The sequence below is a fragment of the Staphylococcus hyicus genome (genome assembly GCF_000816085.1).
GTDB lineage: Bacteria > Bacillota > Bacilli > Staphylococcales > Staphylococcaceae > Staphylococcus > Staphylococcus hyicus.
Genome location: NZ_CP008747.1, coordinates 1,948,715 through 1,967,975, shown reverse-complemented (window position 1 = coordinate 1,967,975; position 19,261 = coordinate 1,948,715). Strand labels below are relative to the sequence as shown.

At 35.7% G+C, this 19,261-nt stretch carries 12 protein-coding genes; 9 read left to right on the top strand and 3 right to left on the bottom strand.

Going from position 1 to position 19,261, the window contains the following annotated elements; translation table 11 throughout:
- Positions 1-38 precede the first annotated feature (38 nt).
- From ygs to SHYC_RS09240, 4 genes are all read left to right on the top strand, one after another.
- Positions 39-428, top strand: coding sequence for a S1 domain-containing post-transcriptional regulator Ygs (ygs, locus tag SHYC_RS09255; RefSeq protein WP_037566809.1), 390 nt, complete (start codon positions 39-41; stop codon positions 426-428).
- Positions 429-994: 566 nt separating this feature from the next.
- Positions 995-2,539 carry an L-glutamate gamma-semialdehyde dehydrogenase gene (pruA, locus tag SHYC_RS09250; protein ID WP_039646549.1) on the top strand — a complete coding sequence of 515 codons (1,545 nt, stop codon included), beginning with the start codon at positions 995-997 and terminating at the stop codon, positions 2,537-2,539.
- A gap of 225 nt (positions 2,540-2,764) precedes the next feature.
- Complete coding sequence (locus tag SHYC_RS09245; RefSeq protein WP_039646546.1) at positions 2,765-3,967, top strand: ornithine--oxo-acid transaminase; 1,203 nt, start codon at positions 2,765-2,767, stop codon at positions 3,965-3,967.
- 159 nt (positions 3,968-4,126) lie between these two features.
- Positions 4,127-5,371 carry a Glu/Leu/Phe/Val family dehydrogenase gene (locus tag SHYC_RS09240; RefSeq protein WP_039646544.1) on the top strand — a complete coding sequence of 415 codons (1,245 nt, stop codon included), beginning with the start codon at positions 4,127-4,129 and terminating at the stop codon, positions 5,369-5,371.
- Between the two features lie 125 nt (positions 5,372-5,496).
- Here the strand turns inward: SHYC_RS09240 and SHYC_RS09235 are convergent, their stop codons facing one another.
- From SHYC_RS09235 to SHYC_RS09225, 3 genes are all read right to left on the bottom strand, one after another.
- Entirely contained in the window at positions 5,497-6,438 is a 942-nt protein-coding gene (locus SHYC_RS09235) for a glycerophosphodiester phosphodiesterase (RefSeq protein ID WP_039646542.1), read from the bottom strand.
- Positions 6,439-6,586: 148 nt separating this feature from the next.
- Positions 6,587-7,960 (bottom strand): argininosuccinate lyase, encoded by a 1,374-nt coding sequence (argH, locus tag SHYC_RS09230; protein ID WP_039646540.1) that lies wholly within the window; start codon positions 7,958-7,960, stop codon positions 6,587-6,589.
- Positions 7,953-9,158 carry an argininosuccinate synthase gene (locus SHYC_RS09225; protein ID WP_039646538.1) on the bottom strand — a complete coding sequence of 402 codons (1,206 nt, stop codon included), beginning with the start codon at positions 9,156-9,158 and terminating at the stop codon, positions 7,953-7,955. Before SHYC_RS09225 ends, argH begins: the two co-directional genes overlap by 8 nt.
- Before the next feature lie 194 nt (positions 9,159-9,352).
- Here SHYC_RS09225 and SHYC_RS09220 point away from each other — a divergent pair, with 194 nt between their 5' ends.
- The 5 genes from SHYC_RS09220 (at position 9,353) to addA (ending at position 19,200) form a co-directional block, all read left to right on the top strand.
- Entirely contained in the window at positions 9,353-10,684 is a 1,332-nt protein-coding gene (locus tag SHYC_RS09220; RefSeq protein WP_039646536.1) for a glucose-6-phosphate isomerase, read from the top strand.
- A gap of 170 nt (positions 10,685-10,854) precedes the next feature.
- Positions 10,855-11,376 carry a signal peptidase I gene (gene lepB, locus SHYC_RS09215; RefSeq protein WP_039646534.1) on the top strand — a complete coding sequence of 174 codons (522 nt, stop codon included), beginning with the start codon at positions 10,855-10,857 and terminating at the stop codon, positions 11,374-11,376.
- 11 nt (positions 11,377-11,387) lie between these two features.
- A complete protein-coding gene (lepB, locus tag SHYC_RS09210) occupies positions 11,388-11,960 on the top strand; it encodes a signal peptidase I (RefSeq protein WP_039647692.1) in 573 nt (190 codons plus the stop codon).
- Between the two features lie 152 nt (positions 11,961-12,112).
- Positions 12,113-15,565 (top strand): helicase-exonuclease AddAB subunit AddB, encoded by a 3,453-nt coding sequence (gene addB / locus SHYC_RS09205; protein ID WP_039646532.1) that lies wholly within the window; start codon positions 12,113-12,115, stop codon positions 15,563-15,565.
- Complete coding sequence (addA, locus tag SHYC_RS09200) at positions 15,562-19,200, top strand: helicase-exonuclease AddAB subunit AddA (RefSeq protein WP_039646530.1); 3,639 nt, start codon at positions 15,562-15,564, stop codon at positions 19,198-19,200. Before addB ends, addA begins: the two co-directional genes overlap by 4 nt.
- The last annotated feature ends 61 nt before the right edge of the window (positions 19,201-19,261 follow it).

The following is a 19,261-nucleotide window of genomic DNA, read 5'->3' as shown; positions in this document are numbered from 1 at the left end:
TGATACTGTTGAAGTTCAAACTTAATAAGGGGTTATGCATGTTGAAAAAACAGTATCGTGTTGGTCAACACATAAAAGTACGTGTGACTGGTATTCAACCCTACGGTGCTTTCGTTGAAACCCCTGACAATACTGAAGGATTAATTCATATTTCAGAAGTTATGGATGATTATGTGCATAATTTAAAAAAACTTTTATCACAAGGACAAACGGTAAAAGCTAAAATCATTTCAATTGATGAATCAGGAAAGCTGAATTTGTCTTTAAAAGACAATGATTATTTTAAAAATTATGAACGTAAAAAAGAAAAACGTTCAGTATTGGACGAGATAAAAGAGACCGAAACATATGGGTTTCAAACATTAAAAGAACGTCTACCATATTGGGTGAAACAGTCAAAGCGACGAATGCAAGACGAAGCCGAATGAAGAAAGCGAAGGGGTATAAAGTATACCGCTTCGCTTTTTATTTTAGCATTGAAATGTTAATCAATATGATTTAATAAAATGGTCATAAAAATTCAAAAGATTAAATAAAATAAATACACTTAATTTTTTGGCTTAATTCAAAAATGTAAAATGATTTATTCGCATGAAGAACAAACTATATTGACATATCATTTAATTTATTACATAAAGTAAGGATTTTGTGTTAAAAGTAACATTTTTATTTATTTTCATATAATAATTGAATGATTTGTTTGGTAGGAAATATACTTTTATTGTAAAGTTGCTGTTTACCGCAATTGTATTTTATACATGGTCTAAATTTACACTTTGAAAGTGGTTGAATTTGCGGTAATTAAACGCTATAATGCTTGTAAATGAAAGCGCTTTAATTCGAGCAGATAAGTCGCTTTAGAGTGTTAAAGATTTTTAACATCGCAAAAATTGTGATAATTCAGTAAAGCCTGAAAAAATCTTTTACATCCTAGTTGCGATATGTCATGATAATAATAAGTGCTTTCTCAAATTAAACAAGGGAGGATTTATAAATGATTCCATATAAACACGAACCATTTACAGATTTTACAAAAGAGGAAAATCGCGAGGCTTATTTCCGCGCTTTAGAAAAAGTAGAAAGCGAATTAGGTCAAGAGTATCCTTTAATTATTGGTGGAGAACGTGTATATACGGACGATAAAACTCGTGTGTATAACCCATCTAACCGTGAAGAAACGATTGGTTACGTTTCAAAAGCTTCAAAAGAACATGCACAAAAGGCGTTAGATGCTGCAAAAGAGGCATTTAAATCATGGAGAAAAGTAGATCCTAAAGTACGTGCAAATATTTTATTCCGTGCTGCTGAAATAACGCGTAAACGTAAGCATGAATTTTCAGCATTGTTATCTAAAGAAGGTGGAAAACCTTGGAAGGAAGCAGATGCTGATACTGCTGAAGCTATCGATTTCATGGAATATTATGGACGACAAATGCTTGAATTAAAAGATGGGAAGAAAGTAAATAGCCGTCCAGGCGAATACAATCAATTTGATTATTTACCAGTAGGTGTAAGTGTTGTAATTTCACCATGGAACTTCGCATATGCGATTATGGCTGGTACAACAGCGGCGCCAGTTGTAACTGGTAATACGGTGTTATTAAAGCCATCTTCAAACACACCTATTATTTCTTATAAATTTATGGAAGTTTTAGAAGAAGCTGGTCTACCTAAAGGTGTTGTGAACTGGATTCCAGGATCATCAAGTGAAATCGGGGACTTCTTAATTGAAAATAAAGATGTAGGCCTCATTTCATTTACAGGTTCGAAAAATGTAGGTAAAGAAATTATCCAAAAAGCAGCTGTCATCCAAGAAGGTCAAAATCATATTAAACGCGTGATTGCTGAAATGGGTGGTAAGGACGCAATTATTGTTGACAACGAAGCAGATTTACAAGTTGCAACAGATGCAATTGTTTATTCCGCATTTGGTTTTTCTGGCCAAAAATGTTCAGCATGTTCACGTGTTATAGCGCATCAAGATATATATGATGAGTTATTAGAACGTGTTAAGGCTGAAACTGAAAAAATTAAAGTTGGTAATGCGGCAGATCCAGATACGTATGTTGGGCCTGTAATCGATCAGAAATCTTTAGATAAAATCAAAAAATACATTGAAATCGGTAAAGAAGAAGGCAGAATCGTTACGGGTGGAAATACGGATGAAGAAAAAGGTAACTTTGTTCATCCAACTGTCATCGCAGATTTAGATCCGAATTCTCGAATTATGCAAGAAGAAATTTTTGGACCTGTCGTTGGATTTACTAAAGTTAAAGATTTTGATGAAGCGATTGATGTCGCAAATGATACTGAATATGGTTTAACAGGTGCAGTGATCTCTAATAACCGTATGAAGTTAGAACAAGCGCGACGTGACTTCATGGTAGGTAATTTATACTTTAACCGTGGATGTACAGGTGCCGTTGTTGGTTACCAACCATTTGGTGGCTTCAAAATGTCAGGTACAGATTCTAAAGCAGGTGGACCGGATTATTTAGTGCTTCACATGCAAGGTCGTACAGTTTCTGAACACTTATAAAGAGATAGAATTGAATACGATACGCATAAAGTCTCAATGTGTGCTTAAGGTACAATTACGTTATATAGACGATAGCGTTTGTTGATAACCATTTGGCGATGTAATACTTTATGTTTTTAAGGTAGGGTAAGCCATCATATATTCGATCAAAACAGTGAAATGGGTGTTTTGTTTCGTTAAATAGGTTGGTTTACCCTTTTATTAATTAAAAAAGGGGCGTTTAAAGTGACAAATCAATCAGAGCAAATTATTGAACTTACAAATCATTACGGTGCGCATAACTATTTACCTCTTCCAATCGTCATCTCTGAAGCTGAAGGTGTATGGGTAAAAGATCCAGAAGGTAATAAATATATGGATATGCTCGCTGCTTATTCTGCAGTGAACCAAGGTCACCGTCATCCAAAAATTATTCAAGCACTTAAAGACCAAGCGGATAAAGTAACGCTTGTGTCTCGTGCATTCCACAGTGCAAACTTAGGCGAATGGTATGAAAAAATTTGTAAGCTTTCAGGTAAAGAAAAGGCATTACCAATGAACACGGGCGCAGAAGCGGTAGAAACGGCATTAAAAGCTGCACGTCGTTGGGCGTATGATGTTAAGGGTATTAAACCGAACGATGCTGAAATTATAGCAATGGTTGGGAACTTCCATGGGCGCACAATGGCACCAGTGTCATTATCTTCCGAAAAAGAATATCAACGTGGTTATGGTCCGTTATTAGAAGGATTTACGAATGTTGAATTTGGAAATATTGAGCAATTAAAAGAGGTCATTAATGAAAATACGGCTGCCGTTTTAATTGAACCTATTCAAGGTGAGGCTGGGATAAATATTCCACCTAAAGGTTATTTAAAACAAGTTCGCGAATTATGTGACGAACATAATGTTTTATTTATCGCTGATGAAATTCAAGCTGGTTTGGGTCGTACTGGTAAATTATTTGCGACAGACTGGGACGAAGTAAAACCTGATATTTACATTCTAGGAAAAGCGTTAGGCGGCGGGGTATTTCCTATTTCTGTTGTGCTTGCTGATAAAGAAGTATTAGATGTCTTTACGCCAGGTTCACACGGTTCAACATTTGGTGGTAATCCATTAGCATGTGCAGCTTCAATTGCTGCTTTAGATGTTATTGTGGATGAAGATTTACCTGGACGTTCACAAGAACTCGGAGACTATTTTAAAAATGCATTATTAGAAATTGATCATCCATCAATTAAAGAAGTACGTGGTCGTGGCTTATTTATTGGTGTTGAATTAAATGAAAGTGCGCGTCCATATTGCGAACGTTTAAAAGAAGAAGGTATTTTATGTAAAGAAACACATGATACCGTGATTCGTTTCGCACCACCTTTAGTCATTACTAAAGAAGAGCTTGATTATGCCATTGATAAAGTAAAGAAAGTATTTGCAGAATCTAAATAACATGTGTTTGCATAATGGACTTTTTTTAAAAAATCCATTGATATAATAACTATTTTTTATACTTTTATGCTAGACCTAAAAGGCTTTAAAAAAGTATTGCTTATGTTACAATGACTTATGTAAGCGAAAACAAAGTAGGAAAAAGAGGCGAAATGGATCATGGCTGAAAAAAACAATCTAGTGACGTCAACTCAAGGTATCATTAAAGAAGCAATGCATAAATTGGGGTTTGACGATGGTATGTATGAGTTGATTAAAGAACCTTTGAGATTTTTAACAGTTCGTATTCCGGTAAAAATGGATGATGGCACGGTAAAAACATTTACAGGTTACCGCGCGCAACATAATGATGCAGTTGGCCCTACTAAAGGTGGGGTGCGTTTCCATCCAGATGTTGATGAAGAAGAAGTAAAAGCATTGTCGATGTGGATGACTTTGAAATGCGGAATCGTAAATTTACCTTATGGTGGAGGTAAAGGCGGTATTGTTTGTGACCCACGTCAAATGAGTATTCATGAAGTTGAACGTCTTTCAAGAGGGTATGTACGTGCAATTTCACAAATCGTAGGACCTACGAAAGATATCCCTGCACCAGATGTATTCACTAACTCACAAATTATGGCATGGATGATGGATGAATACAGTCAAATGGATGAATTTAATTCTCCGGGATTTATTACAGGCAAGCCAATTGTACTTGGTGGTTCACAAGGACGCGATCGTTCTACAGCTTTAGGTGTGGTGATTGCAATTGAAGAAGCAGCAAAACGCCGTGGTAAAATGATTAAAGATTCACGTATCGTAATTCAAGGCTTCGGTAATGCAGGTAGTTTCTTGGCTAAATTCCTATACGATCAAGGGGCTAAAATTGTAGGGATTTCAGATGCTTATGGTGCTCTACACGATCCAGATGGTTTAGACATTGATTACTTACTGGATCGCCGTGATAGTTTTGGCACTGTGACAAACTTATTCGAAGATACCATCTCAAATAAAGAATTATTTGAACTTGATTGTGACATCTTAGTACCAGCTGCGATTTCAAATCAAATCACTGCAGATAATGCACATGACATAAAAGCCGAGATTGTTGTTGAAGCGGCTAACGGTCCTACGACACCAGAAGCTACTAAAATTTTAACTGACCGTGGTGTATTACTTGTGCCAGACGTATTAGCAAGTGCGGGTGGCGTAACGGTATCTTATTTTGAATGGGTACAAAATAATACGGGTTACTACTGGACAGAAGAAGAAGTGAACGAAAAACTTCGAGAAAAATTAATCACTGCATTTGATACAATCTATAACTTATCGCAAAATCGTAAAATCGATATGCGTTTAGCAGCATATATCGTTGGAATTAAGCGTACTGCAGAAGCAGCACGTTATCGTGGTTGGGCATAATACATGCGAAAACCGCAAAGTGGAGAGAACCACTTTGCGGTTTTTTTGTCATTAAGTCGCTTTTTAAGCAGACATTTGTGGAAGCATATACTAAAAATGAAGTTGCTTGTGAAAACATTATAATATTAATGTTTAATAAGGTTACTATATAAATCAGGATAGTTAGTAAATACGCCTGTTACGCCATATTGATTTAAGCGTTTCATGTCAGGTACCGTATTGACTGTATATGGGTGAATATAGAAACCTAAATCTCTTAAATGTTTCGTGTTTTGCGCATTTAAGTCATGGTAGTCTGGACCAATGCCGACAGCATATCGTTTTACCGATTGTAGATCTTTTTTAGTCATAGTTGTTAATTGACCTACATCGGTCAGTTGAATAAGTGGAATGTTAGGGTTAAGTTGATGTGTTTTTTGTAAACTCGCTTGCGAAAAAGATTGAATGACAACTTTACCATTAGAGAGTAAGTTTTTCTTATCTAAACCATATTTATGCATAGTTTGTAGTAGTTTTTTTTCCATTCCTGGATAGACTTCAGGGGATTTTGTTTCAATATAGAAGTTCGTACGGTGAGCGTAGCGTTTGAAAATATCATCAAGTGTCAGTACTTTTTGACCAACATATTTTGGGTTTTTATATTTAGGATGAGCTTGATTAAACCAACTGCCTGCGTCTAACTGTTTCAATTGAGCAAGCGTTAATTGATCAACACGACCTGTACCATTCGTCGTACGATCGACGGTTTCATCATGCATGGCAACGAGGTGCCCATCTTTAGTCATTTGTAAATCGATTTCTAAAAAGTCAGAACCCATTTCATTGATACTTTTATCATATGAAGGGATGGTATGTTCTGGTGCATAACCACTGGCACCACGGTGACCAATTGTGACATATTTTTTGTTTAAGACGTTATGTACACTTGGAGATAAAGGAGTAGCTTGATTATGATTTGCAGCACTTTGTGAAGAACCCGCATCAGCTTGAGAAGGTATTGCGATGCCTCCAATCATTAAAGTTACGACTAAACTTGAAGAGATAATTATTTTGGAATAATGCTTCATGATAAATCCTCCTTAATATTTATGATAGTACCTCTTTAAATTATAGTACATAATATATAAATACAATAGGATTTAACAATAATTATAAGTCTTAAAAATAAATTAAAAAAGCTCCGTTAACATTAACGGAACTTTAATAGTATTGATATTAAATCAAAGTTTTTGCTACAGAAATTTGATGTTTCACGGCATCTTGACCTGTAGAACCATAACTTTTTCTACGTTTTACCGCTTCAGCGGGTTGTAAATACGTATAAATATCTTCATCAATTGCGTTATGATGTTGTTTATAGACGTCAAGTGGCACATCTAATAAAAACATCTCATTTTGAATGGACCATAATACAATTTTACCTACGATTTCATGAGCTTCTCTAAATGGGATGCCTTTTACAACAAGATAATCTGCGAGTTCAGTGGCGTTGGAGAAGTCAGACTTAACCGTTTGTGATAAGCGTTCGGTATTCACTGTCATACTTCCTACCATTCCGTCGAAGATACGTAAAGAGCCTTTAAGGGTGTGTATTGCATCAAATAGCCCCTCTTTATCTTCCTGCATATCTTTGTTATATGCTAGCGGTAAACCTTTTAAAGTCATAAGCAAGCTCATTAAATGACCTGTAGTTCGTCCCACTTTACCACGTATTAATTCAGCCATATCAGGATTTTTCTTTTGAGGCATAATCGATGAGCCTGTTGAAAATGCATCTGATAGTGTAACAAATTTTGCTTCTTCAGATGACCAAAAGATAATTTCTTCCGCAAAACGAGATAGATGTACCATAGTCAAACTGATCGCATGCAGCGTCTCAACAACATAATCTCTATCGCTTACAGCATCTAAACTGTTTTCATAAATCGACGCAAAACCTAAAAGTTGTTGCGTTTCGTGACGATCAATAGGGTAGGTTGTACCACTCAAAGCTGCTGCCCCTAAAGGTGAAATGTCAATACGTTTTAAAGCATCTTTGAAACGTCCTTTATCACGCTCTAACATCCAAAAATACGTCATTATATGATGCGCAAAAGATATCGGTTGCGCGCGCTGTAAATGCGTGTAACCAGGCATGATGGTTTCGATATGTTCATCTGCTAAGTTAACAATAGTTTTTTGAAACAATTCGATCGCTTCAATGATTTGTTTTACTTCTTTTTTAGTATACAGATGCATGTCAGTGGCAACTTGATCGTTTCGGCTTCTTCCGGTATGCAATTTGCCACCAACGGCACCGATACGTTGAATGAGTTCATGTTCAATATTGAGATGGATGTCTTCTAATGAAGTTTGAAATTCAATATTGCCATCATGATAATCTTTTTGAATGGCTTTTAAACCAGTAATGATTGCTTCACTTTCTTTTTGTGTCAGTACATTTTGATGGTAGAGCATCGTAGCATGTGCAATACTTCCCTGAATATCTTCATCAATTAATGTTTTATCAAAATGAATCGATGCATTAAATGCATCGACCCACGCTTCAGGTTTTTCTTCAAAACGACCGCCCCAAGCTTTTTTAGTCATTTTGATAACCTCCATTTTGCATTGCGTTGACTTGTGTAGGTAAACCATAAATATCAATAAAGCCAACAGCAGATGATTGATTGAACGCATCTTCTTTCGTATACGTTGCGAGTTGCTCATTGTATAACGTGTAATCAGATTTTCTTCCATTAGCGATAGCGTGTCCTTTAAATAATTTCACACGTACCTCACCCGTGACATTTTGTTGCGTTTGATCTACAAATACTTTCAATGCATCTGTTAAAGGTGAGAACCATAAACCATTATAGACTTGCTCAGCGAATTGTTTTTCAATAATTGGTTTAAAATGTGCTACGTCTTTTGTTAATGTAATGGATTCTAACGCTTTATGTGCAGTTAAAATGACTTCTGCACCCGGTGTTTCATAAACTTCACGTGATTTGATACCGACAAGTCTATTTTCAATGTGATCGATACGACCAATGCCATGCTTACCTGCAACTTCATTTAAATGTAAAATGAGATCATCTAGTGCATAAGCTTTTCCATCTATATGAGTAGGGATACCTTTATTAAATGTAATTAATATTTCTTCAGGCGTATCTGGAGTATCTTCTAATTCATTTGTTAAATCAAATGCATCTTTAGGCGGTGCGACAAATGGATCTTCTAAAACACCACATTCATTACTACGGCCCCATAAGTTTTGGTCAATAGAATAAGGTGATTCTTTGCCAATTGGTACAGGAATATTATGTTTTTTTGCATAATCGATTTCTTCTTCACGACTCCATCCCCATTCTCTAACAGGTGCGATGACTTTAAGGTTTGGATCCAATGCTTTAATAGCGACTTCAAAACGTACTTGATCGTTACCTTTTCCAGTACATCCGTGCGCAATCGCGTCTGCGTTTGTCGCATGCGCGATTTCTACTAACTTTTTAGAAATCAATGGACGTGATAGTGCAGATACTAATGGATATGTTTGTTCATACATTAAGTTTCCTTTGATTGCATAACCAACGTAATCTTCACTAAATTCTTTTGTTGCATCAATAACATGAGACTCGATAGCACCCATATCTAACGCTTTTTGGTAAACGACATCTAAATCTTTACCTTCACCAACGTCTAAACAACATGCTACAACGTCATAGCCTTGGTCGATAAGCCATTGAACAGCTACACTTGTATCCAATCCACCAGAATATGCTAATACTACTTTTTGTTTATTCATTTCCTATTCCCCCTAGGTGTTTCGATAAATTGTATAGCACTTACTATACCACAAATGATTTATTATGCAAGTATGTAAATAAATATACATTAAAAAAGTCACTGAATCGACAACTTAAACAATGTTTGAAAATTGAAAATGTATGAAAATCCTAGTAAAATAACGATAGTTATATATTATAGGAGGCGCAATGCATGACACATATTCAATTAGATTATCAAAAAGCGTTATCATTCTTTGAGCAACACGAAATCGATCAACAAGCTGACCTTGTTAAAAGCGTACACCGTACGATTCACGAGGGCACTGGAGCAGGTAGCGACTTTTTAGGTTGGGTCGATTTACCAGTTGATTATGATAAAGCGGAATTTGCTCGTATTCAAAAATCAGCGGAACAAATAAAATCAAATTCTGACGTATTGGTTGTCATTGGAATTGGTGGATCGTATTTAGGTGCGCGTTCAGCAATTGAAATGTTAACACCAGCATTTAAAAAAGATAAAGATACGCCTGAAATTATCTTTGCAGGACATCATTTATCATCAACATATACACAAGAACTGATTGATTATTTAGAAGGCAAAGATTTCTCAGTGAATGTCATTTCTAAATCAGGTACAACTACAGAACCTGCTGTAGCATTCCGTCTATTTAAAAAATTATTAGAAGATAAATATGGTAAAGCAGAAGCAGTGAAGCGTATTTTTGCTACGACAGATAAAGAAAAAGGTGCTTTAAAGCAACTCGCTACAAATGAAGGGTATGAATCTTTTATTGTGCCTGATGATGTGGGCGGTCGCTTCTCTGTATTAACTGCTGTAGGTCTTTTACCAATTGCGGTAGCAGGCATTGACATTGAAGCCATGATGTCTGGTGCAGCTTCAGCTCGTGAAGAATTAAGTTCTGACGATGTAACGAAGAACATTGCGTATCAATATGCAACGATTCGTAATATTTTATATAGCAAAGGGTATACAACAGAGATGCTTATTAACTATGAACCATCTCTCCAATACTTTAATGAATGGTGGAAACAATTATTTGGCGAATCCGAAGGTAAGGATTTGAAAGGTATTTATCCATCAAGTGCGAATTTTACGACTGATTTACATTCTTTAGGTCAGTATGTTCAAGAAGGTCGCCGTTTCTTATTTGAAACTGTTTTAAAAGTTGAGTCACCTAAACATAGTATTACAATCGAAAAAGATGAAGATGATTTAGATGGCCTCAATTACTTAGCTGGTAAAACAGTTGATGATGTAAATACGAAAGCATTTGAAGGAACGTTACTCGCGCATACAGACGGCGGTGTGCCAAACTTAGTTGTTAAAGTGCCACAATTAGATGCGTTTACGTATGGTTATCTTGTTTACTTCTTTGAAAAAGCGGTAGCAATGAGTGGTTATCAATTAGGTGTAAATCCATTCAATCAACCAGGCGTAGAAGCATATAAACAAAATATGTTTGCTTTATTAGGAAAACCTGGATTCGAAGATAAAAAGAAAGAACTCGAAGCACGTTTATAAAAATGGATTCATAAATGTACAAAATACAGGGGGTACGTTTACGTTATCTACGTAGACGAACCGCCTGTTTTTTATCATCTACATTGATTGCATCTCGTTCTTAAGTTGGATTACAACATGAAGAGAGTACAGTATAATAAATAAACTTAAATTTTAGAGAGGTGCACCAGTTGAAAAAAGGTATAAAGTATATCATATCCGCATTCTGTGCGTGTATTATTTTATTCATTATGATTCTTTTTATCATCGTACCGTTTAAAGTGACGAATCATCAATGGACACCTATCATACAACAAGGTGATCGATTTTTAATTAATCAGCTTTCGCCACGCCTAAATACAATTGATTATAAAGATTTTATTGTTTATCGGCAGCAGAATCAATTAAAAATAGGGCGCGTGATTGGCAAGCCGGGACAATCCATTTCGATTGAAAATAATGAATTATATATTGATAATCAACTTGTAAAGGATACGCACATCGAAGGCTTACACATTGGTACATGGGCATCTCGAATGTTATCACAACAAGAAAGTGATATTATTCCGCCAGAACATTATGTCGTGATGACTCAAAATTCCAAAGCGCAACATAGTGAACCATTTGGAACTGTGCGTAAAAATGATATAATAGGTACGATTTTACTTCGTTATTACCCTTTTGAGAAAATAACTTTAAATTTAGAAGAGTAGAGGTGTCAGGATTGAGAAAAGAAACGATGGAATGGTTGGTGTCCATAGGTTTAGCATTATTAATCGTAGGCTTGTTATACGCCTTTGTGATAAAACCTTATAATGTTAAAGGGGATTCTATGGATCCGACGTTAAAAGATGGGGAACGTGTGATTGTAAATAAACTCGGAAAAACATTTGGTCATTTGGACCGTGGCAATGTAATTGTCTTTCACGCCGATGAAAATAGTGATTATGTAAAGCGCATCATTGGTGTACCTGGAGATCATATTGAATATAAGCATGATGTGTTATATGTTAATGGCAAGAAAACAGCAGAACCTTATTTAGATTACAATATGAAGCATAAAAATTATGAAGAAATTACAGGTTCATTTAAATCATCTGATTTACCTAATAGTGGAGGACAATACAAAATCCCTGCAGATAAATATCTTGTGTTAGGTGACAACCGTGAAGTTAGTAAGGACAGTCGTGCGTTCGGTTTAATTGATAAAAAACAAATCGTTGGAAAAGTGTCATTAAGATTTTGGCCATTTAATGAATTTAAAGTGAACTTTAATCCAGATAATACAAAAAATTAATGCATCTTAAATGTATGAGGGTAGGATAGACAATATGATGTTGTCTCATCCTACTCTTTTTTTGTGGTGAAAACGATTGAATGCGGTAGAGTAATTTGAAATGAGAATGCTATAATAAGCGTAAATGTAAACGTAATTAAAGGGGTGAGGTCATGTTTCGTGCTTTTTTAGGACGTGCTGGAACTGGGAAAAGTAAAGCGATTTTAAAAGAAATTAAATCTAAATTACAAACGCAACCACTTGGTAGTCCTATCGTGTTAATTACGCCGATGCAAGGGACGTATTTATACGAGCAAGCTTTTATAAATGATCAAGCATTAAAAGGGAGTATTCGTGCAGAAGTATTACATTTTGAAAGGTTAAGTCATCGTGTATTTCAAGAATTAGGTGGTGTCCATGAACAACGACTATCTACAAGTGCGATTGAAATGATGTTGTATGATATTTTACAAAGTCAAAAAGAAAATCTTAAGTTGTATCATGCGCAAACCTCATATTTAGGTTTTAGTACGAAAATTAGAGAACAAATTCAAGATTTTGAAAAGTATAATGTGACTGCAGAAATGGTTGAAAAGGCTTCAAAGGATGCTATGTTTGACCGTCGAACGCAAGATAAGTTACATGACATTGCGCTAGTTTATCATCAACTGAATGAACGATTATCCCAAACTTTTTTAACTCCAGAAGCGCAACTGAATCGATTTATACAGTTAATTCCGCATTCAAAGTGGTTAGCGGATGCTGAGATTTATATAGACGGTTTTCACAACTTTTCTACACAAGAATACCAAATTATTAAAGCGCTTGTGAAACATACACAATCAGTGACCATAAGTTTAACTACAAATGGGGATACTGACGCCTTTAGTATGTTCCGTAAACCGTCCGAATCCTTACAACACATTGAGGAGATTGCGAAAGCGTCTAATATGACGTTACAACGTACGTATTTTAATCAAACATACCGTTTTCAAAATAAGGCATTGCAACATATTGAAAAGAATTTTGACGCGTTAATGCCTACCATATCAACAACAGATATCGCGCATATTAATATTTTAGAGTCACCGACTACACGCGATGAAGTCAATGAAATCGCACGCCGAATTTTAAAAGATGTGCGTGAGGAAGGCTATCGATATAAAGATATCGCAATTTTATATAGAGATTCTAATTATCCATATTTATTAGATGCAATCTTACCGCAATATGATATCCCGTATCATATTGATGTAAAAAAATCGATGACGCATCACGCAATTATGGAAATGTTACGTGCGTTGATTGAAGTGATTCAAACCACATGGCAATTTGAACCTTTAATGAGATTATTAAAAACAAATGTACTAACACAACAGTATTCAGATAGTTTACATCGTATTGATATTCTAGAAAATTATGCATTAGAGCGTGGGATTTATGGTAAACGTTGGATAGACCCTAAATATTTTACAGTGGAACAATTTGAAAAAATGGGGATTAAACATAAAACACTAACCGATGACACGCGAGCGTTATTCGAGCGTGTCATAACTTTAAAAGATCATGTTTTTGATAAATTACTTACTTTTGAAACACGTTTAAAAGAAGGAAAGCATGCGCGAGACTACGCCACAGCATTTTATGAAGTGATGGAAAAATTCGAGTTGCCACATCAATTAATGACTGAACGCGATATTCTCGATGAAATGGGCAAACATACGGAAGCAGAAGAAATAGACCAAATTTGGAATGGGTTTAGTCGCGTATTAGATGATGTGGTAACGGTTTTTGAATCTGAGCCCATGGCATTATCTCGGTTTTTGGAAATTTTAGATGTGGGGCTTAATGAGTTGGAATTTTCGATGATTCCTCAAACGCTTGATCAAATCACGATTGGTTCGATGGATTTAGCAAAAGTGGATAACAAAAAACATGTTTATATGGTTGGGATGAACGATGGGGTGATGCCACAAGCTTTATCCAGTAAAAGTTTAATATCCGATGATGAAAAAAAGCAATTCGAGTCAGTGACGCACGTGCAATTGAGCCCAACAGCAGATATTTTACAAATGGATGAGGCGTTTGTATGTTATCATGCTATGACGCGTGCCACACATGCACTTACACTCAGTTACAGTCTTATGGATAGCAGTGGGAGTGAAAAGGAAAAAAGCCCATTTTTAAATGATATTATTCAATTATTCCAACATCTGAAAGTGACCTCAGTTGCCCGAGAACATGAACGTAATACGTTGTCGCTTATTGCGCATCCTCACCAAACGAAAGTGCATTTATTCGAAGCGTTAAAATCAGCCCTAGAAGGTGAACTCATTTCTGATACGTGGTATGCGGTGAATGCTGTAATGGCTAAAAATCCTTCCTTATCTCAAGGTTTAGATCATTTGAAAACGGCGTTAACGTACCAAAATGACACGGTTACGCTTAGTCAAAGCCTTACAGAGGCTTTATATGGTAAAACGATTAATGCCAGTGTTTCAAGGTTTGAAGGCTATCAAAGTTGCCCATTTAAACATTATGCCGCTCATGGCTTAAGATTAAATGAACGTACGAAATATCAACTTCAAAGTTTTGATTTAGGTACTATTTTTCATGATGTATTACGCTATATTGCAGAAAAGGTTGAAGGCCGTTTTAATCAACTTTCAATGAAACAAATACAGCAACTTACTGAAGAAGCATTGGCTAACTATTTGCCAGAAGTGCAATATAATTTGCTTAATTCGTCGTCGTATTACCAATATCTAGCTAAACGTATCGGTGCAATTATTCAAGCGACGTTACAGGCGTTAAAACACCAAAGTGAACAATCACAATTTAAACCTATTGCCTTTGAAAAGTCGTTTAGAAAGAAACCGAGGAATGACGATGAACTGTTTGCGCAACCACTTCAAACAAGACAAGGCATACCCATCAATATTAGAGGTCAAATTGATCGGATTGATACGTATGAAACGCACAATAAAAGCTTTATTAACATTATCGATTATAAATCGTCGACCTCAAGTGCGTCTTTAGATTTAGTCAAAGTGTATTATGGGCTTCAAATGCAAATGATGACCTATATGGATATTGCATTACAAAATAAAGGACGTTTAGGTTTGTCTTCAGATGCAAAACCTGGTGGCTTCCTATATATGTATGTGCATAAATTTAAAGATGATAAAAGAACGTGGTCAGATTTAAGTACCGAAAAATTAACATCTTCTTTCTTAAAGTCATATCAACTTAGTGGCTTATTGAATAGTGATTCTGATGTCATTGCAGCATATGATAAACGGTTAATAGATGGATTTAATTCGGATGTTGTTCCACTTCGGCTCAAAAAAAATGGTGAACCATATAGTTCGAGTAAGGTTGCAGATGAAGCTACACTTTATAAATTAATACAGCATAATAAGCGTAATTTTGTAGACATTGCTTCGAATATTATGGATGGTCACACTGAAGTAGCACCGTTAAAATATAAAGAAACATTACCGTGTCGATTCTGTAACTATCAGTCAGTGTGTCACGTGGATAGCTTAATTGATTCACCTAAATATCGAACGGTAGATGAAAAAATCAATCCGTTACAATGTTTAAGAGAGGAGGAAGATGAATGACAATACCTGAAAAACCCAATGAAGTACAATGGACGGATGCGCAATGGGAGAGTATATATGCAAAAGGGAAAGATATACTTGTAGCTGCAGCAGCTGGGTCAGGTAAAACGGCAGTCTTAGTAGAACGCATTATTCAACGTATCCTTAGAGATGGTATCGACGTAGACCGGTTACTCGTTGTGACATTTACAAATTTAAGTGCGCGTGAAATGAAGCATCGAATTGAAGCGCGAATTCATCAAGCAGCACTTGAAGACCCTTCGAATCAACATATTAAAAACCAAATGGCGAAAATACATCAAGCGCAAATTTCAACCTTGCACAGTTTTTGTTTAAAATTGATTCAACAACATTATGATATTTTAAATATTGATCCAAATTTCCGAACGGCAAGTGAAGTTGAAAATGTGCTACTTTTAGAATCGGTTATTGATGAGGTTTTTGAAGCACATTATGCGCAATTAGACCCTCATTTTATAGATTTAACAGAACAAGTAGGCTCGGATCGTAATGATGAACGCCTCAGACAAATCATCAAAAGTTTGTATTACTTTAGTGTTGCTAATCCTGAACCAGAAAAGTGGTTGAATCAACTAGATGCGCCTTATGTTGAACGCCATATGCAAAACCATTACCTTAACATTATTAATCAATATATTTTGCTTTATTTAAAGGCAGCACACGATGCAATCGAACAAGCCTATGCGCATTTGGAATTGTTAGGTGAGTTGGACAAGCACATTGTTTTTATAGATAATCATCGTCGTGCGTTGCAACATCTTCTATCTGAATCTCAAATAAATAAAAAGAAAATTCAAACGTATGAATTTGGGCGCATGCCTACGAAACCGAAAGATATTGGTAAGGATGAGATGTTAAATGACATGTATGAGACATTTAAAGCTTATTTTGATCAATTTAAAACATTCATGTCGAAAGTCAAAGATGAACTTGCGGCACGAGATGATAATGCACTTATATCTGAACTTGCACACTTGGCGCCTCGTGTTCGTTATTTAAGTCAATTAACGCAAGATGTTATTGTAACATTTAATAAAGCTAAACGTGAGCGAAATCTTTTGGATTTTACAGATTATGAACATTTTGCTTTGAAAATTTTATACGATGATAATGGTCGACCTTCAAACATCGCAAACGTTTATAGAGATAAATATGAAGAAATTTTAGTCGATGAATATCAAGATACAAATAGAGTGCAAGAACAGATTATCTCAAGCTTTAAACGAGGGTCTGCATCAAATGGTAATTTATTTATGGTTGGAGACGTGAAACAATCGATTTATAAATTTAGACAAGCAGATCCAAGTTTATTCATCGAAAAATACGAAGCGTTTAATCAAACAGATCACAGTGGTTGGCGCATTGATTTGTCGCAAAATTTTCGCTCTCGTAAAGAGATATTAAATACAACCAATTATTTGTTTCATCATATGATGGACCGGGAAATAGGCGAAATCGAGTATGATGCCGCTGCAAGATTATATTACGGCGCACCGTTTGATGATGTTAGTGTTCCTTTGCATTTAAATGTACTCCTTGAAGATGAATCCAGTGAGTTAACTGGATCTGAACAAGAAGCACATTTGATTGCGACTCAAGTAGACACTATCATCAACACGAAAAAAGTATACGATGTGAAAACAAAGCTATACCGTCCAGCGACGTATAAAGATATCGTAATTTTGGAAAGAAGTTACAGTAATGCACGACACTTGCAACATGTATTTAAAGATAGGGATATCCCTTTATATGTGAATAGTAAACAGGGGTACTTTGAACAAACTGAAATACGTTTAATGCTTTCGTTCTTGAGGGTCATTGATAATCCACTCCAAGATATTTATCTTGTTGGATTGATGCGCTCGGTAATCTATCAGTTTACAGAAGATGAACTAGCAGAAATTCGTGTTGTCTCACCGCATGATGATTATTTTTATCAATCTATCCAACATTACATGAATGCGGAAACGGCACAACGTGATTTAGTTGATAAATTATCGCGATTTTTAAACGATTTGTCTAACTATCGTATATACAGTCAAAGTCACCCGGTCTATCAATTAATTGATAAGATTTATAATGACCATTATCTAATTCAGTATTTCAGTGGATTAGTCGGTGGGAAAGGGCGGCGCGCAAACCTACATGGACTTTTCAATAAAGCTGTCGACTTTGAACAATCGAGTTTTAGAGGTTTGTTTCAATTCATTCGTTTTATCGATCAAATGATTGAACGCGGTAAAGACTTTGGTGAAGAAAATGTTATCGGACCAAATGACAATGTAGTGCGGATGATGACGATTCATAGTAGTAAGGGACTTGAATTTCCGTTTGTCATATATTCTGGCCTTACACGTGACTTTAATATGACCGATTTGAATCAACCTGTTATTTTAAATCAATATGAAGGAATAGGATTACAATATTATGATGAAATGCATGGCATATTTTATCCGTCATTGATTTCAATGAGTATTGAATTGGTTAATCGTAAAGAAATTATTTCCGAGGAAATGAGATTGATTTACGTCGCATTAACGCGGGCGAAAGAACAGTTGTTTTTAATAGGTCGTGAGAAAAAAGAAAGTAAGTTATATGCTTTAACAGAAGCGCCAATTGCGCATGATAAGTTGACGCCACTTTATCGTTTTAATGCCAGAAATCCTTTTGAATTGATTTACAGTATTTTAAGTAAGTATAAGCATTCCTCACTGGTGGATGCTTTGCGATTTAAAGATGAACAAGAAAAAGAAATGGCGCTTACACCATCAATTACAATTCATCATATTCAAGCATCAGATATTTTGCCTCAATCACATCATGAGGATACCCGATTAAGTATTGAGATGTTAGATGCAGAGACCACGCACGCCGTACAAAACGAGATGCTTATCAAAGAGATTGAAAACCGACTATTATTTAAATATCCTCATGAACAAGACCAATATTTAGCATCCAAACAGTCAGTCTCTGAATTAAAACGTCAGCTCGACACAGAGCAATCTGACACAAACTATGACCGTGTCCGCCAATATAGACTTGGGGTCGCAACATATCAACGACCAGCATTTTTAGAGTCTCAAAAACGTACAGCGACTGAAGTTGGAACACTGATGCATACAGTGATGCAACATTTGCCTTTTAATGAAGCGCGTCTTTCAGATGAGGCATTACACGAATATATCACATCACTCGTCACACGTGCTATCATTCCTGAAGATGCAGTGAAAGATATTCGATTAGAGGATGTGAAGCGGTTTATTCAGAGTGAGTTGTACATGGAAATCGCACAAAGTGACGCATTCTATCGTGAATTACCTTTTATTGTAAATCAACATGATATGGAATCAGGAGAACATGACACGGATGCGGCCATTATTCAAGGGATGATTGATGTGGTTTTCGTGAAAAATGGAAAGTACTATTTTGTCGATTATAAGACAGATGCTTTTGTTAGACGGCGTGGTATGTCAGATGAAGCGGTCGGTGAACAGCTTAAAGCGAAATATCGAATTCAAATGAATTATTACCAAAAGGCTTTGGAAACGATAACAGGACACAATGTTTCGGGTTATTTATACTTCTTCAAGTATGGTGCCTTAGCAATTGATTAATTCAAAAGGTTAACTGTGTGATTTATCTGAAATTTTCGTTATAATGTGGTTAAGAAATACG

Coding starts and splice junctions, on each gene's coding strand:
- pruA (WP_039646549.1), top strand. CDS start 995: ATGATTCCATATAAACACGAACCATTTACAGATTTTACAAAAGAGGAA.
- SHYC_RS09240 (WP_039646544.1), top strand. CDS start 4,127: ATGGCTGAAAAAAACAATCTAGTGACGTCAACTCAAGGTATCATTAAA.
- addA (WP_039646530.1), top strand. CDS start 15,562: ATGACAATACCTGAAAAACCCAATGAAGTACAATGGACGGATGCGCAA.
- ygs (WP_037566809.1), top strand. CDS start 39: ATGTTGAAAAAACAGTATCGTGTTGGTCAACACATAAAAGTACGTGTG.
- argH (WP_039646540.1), bottom strand. CDS start 7,960: ATGACTAAAAAAGCTTGGGGCGGTCGTTTTGAAGAAAAACCTGAAGCG.
- SHYC_RS09235 (WP_039646542.1), bottom strand. CDS start 6,438: ATGAAGCATTATTCCAAAATAATTATCTCTTCAAGTTTAGTCGTAACT.
- SHYC_RS09220 (WP_039646536.1), top strand. CDS start 9,353: ATGACACATATTCAATTAGATTATCAAAAAGCGTTATCATTCTTTGAG.
- addB (WP_039646532.1), top strand. CDS start 12,113: ATGTTTCGTGCTTTTTTAGGACGTGCTGGAACTGGGAAAAGTAAAGCG.
- SHYC_RS09225 (WP_039646538.1), bottom strand. CDS start 9,158: ATGAATAAACAAAAAGTAGTATTAGCATATTCTGGTGGATTGGATACA.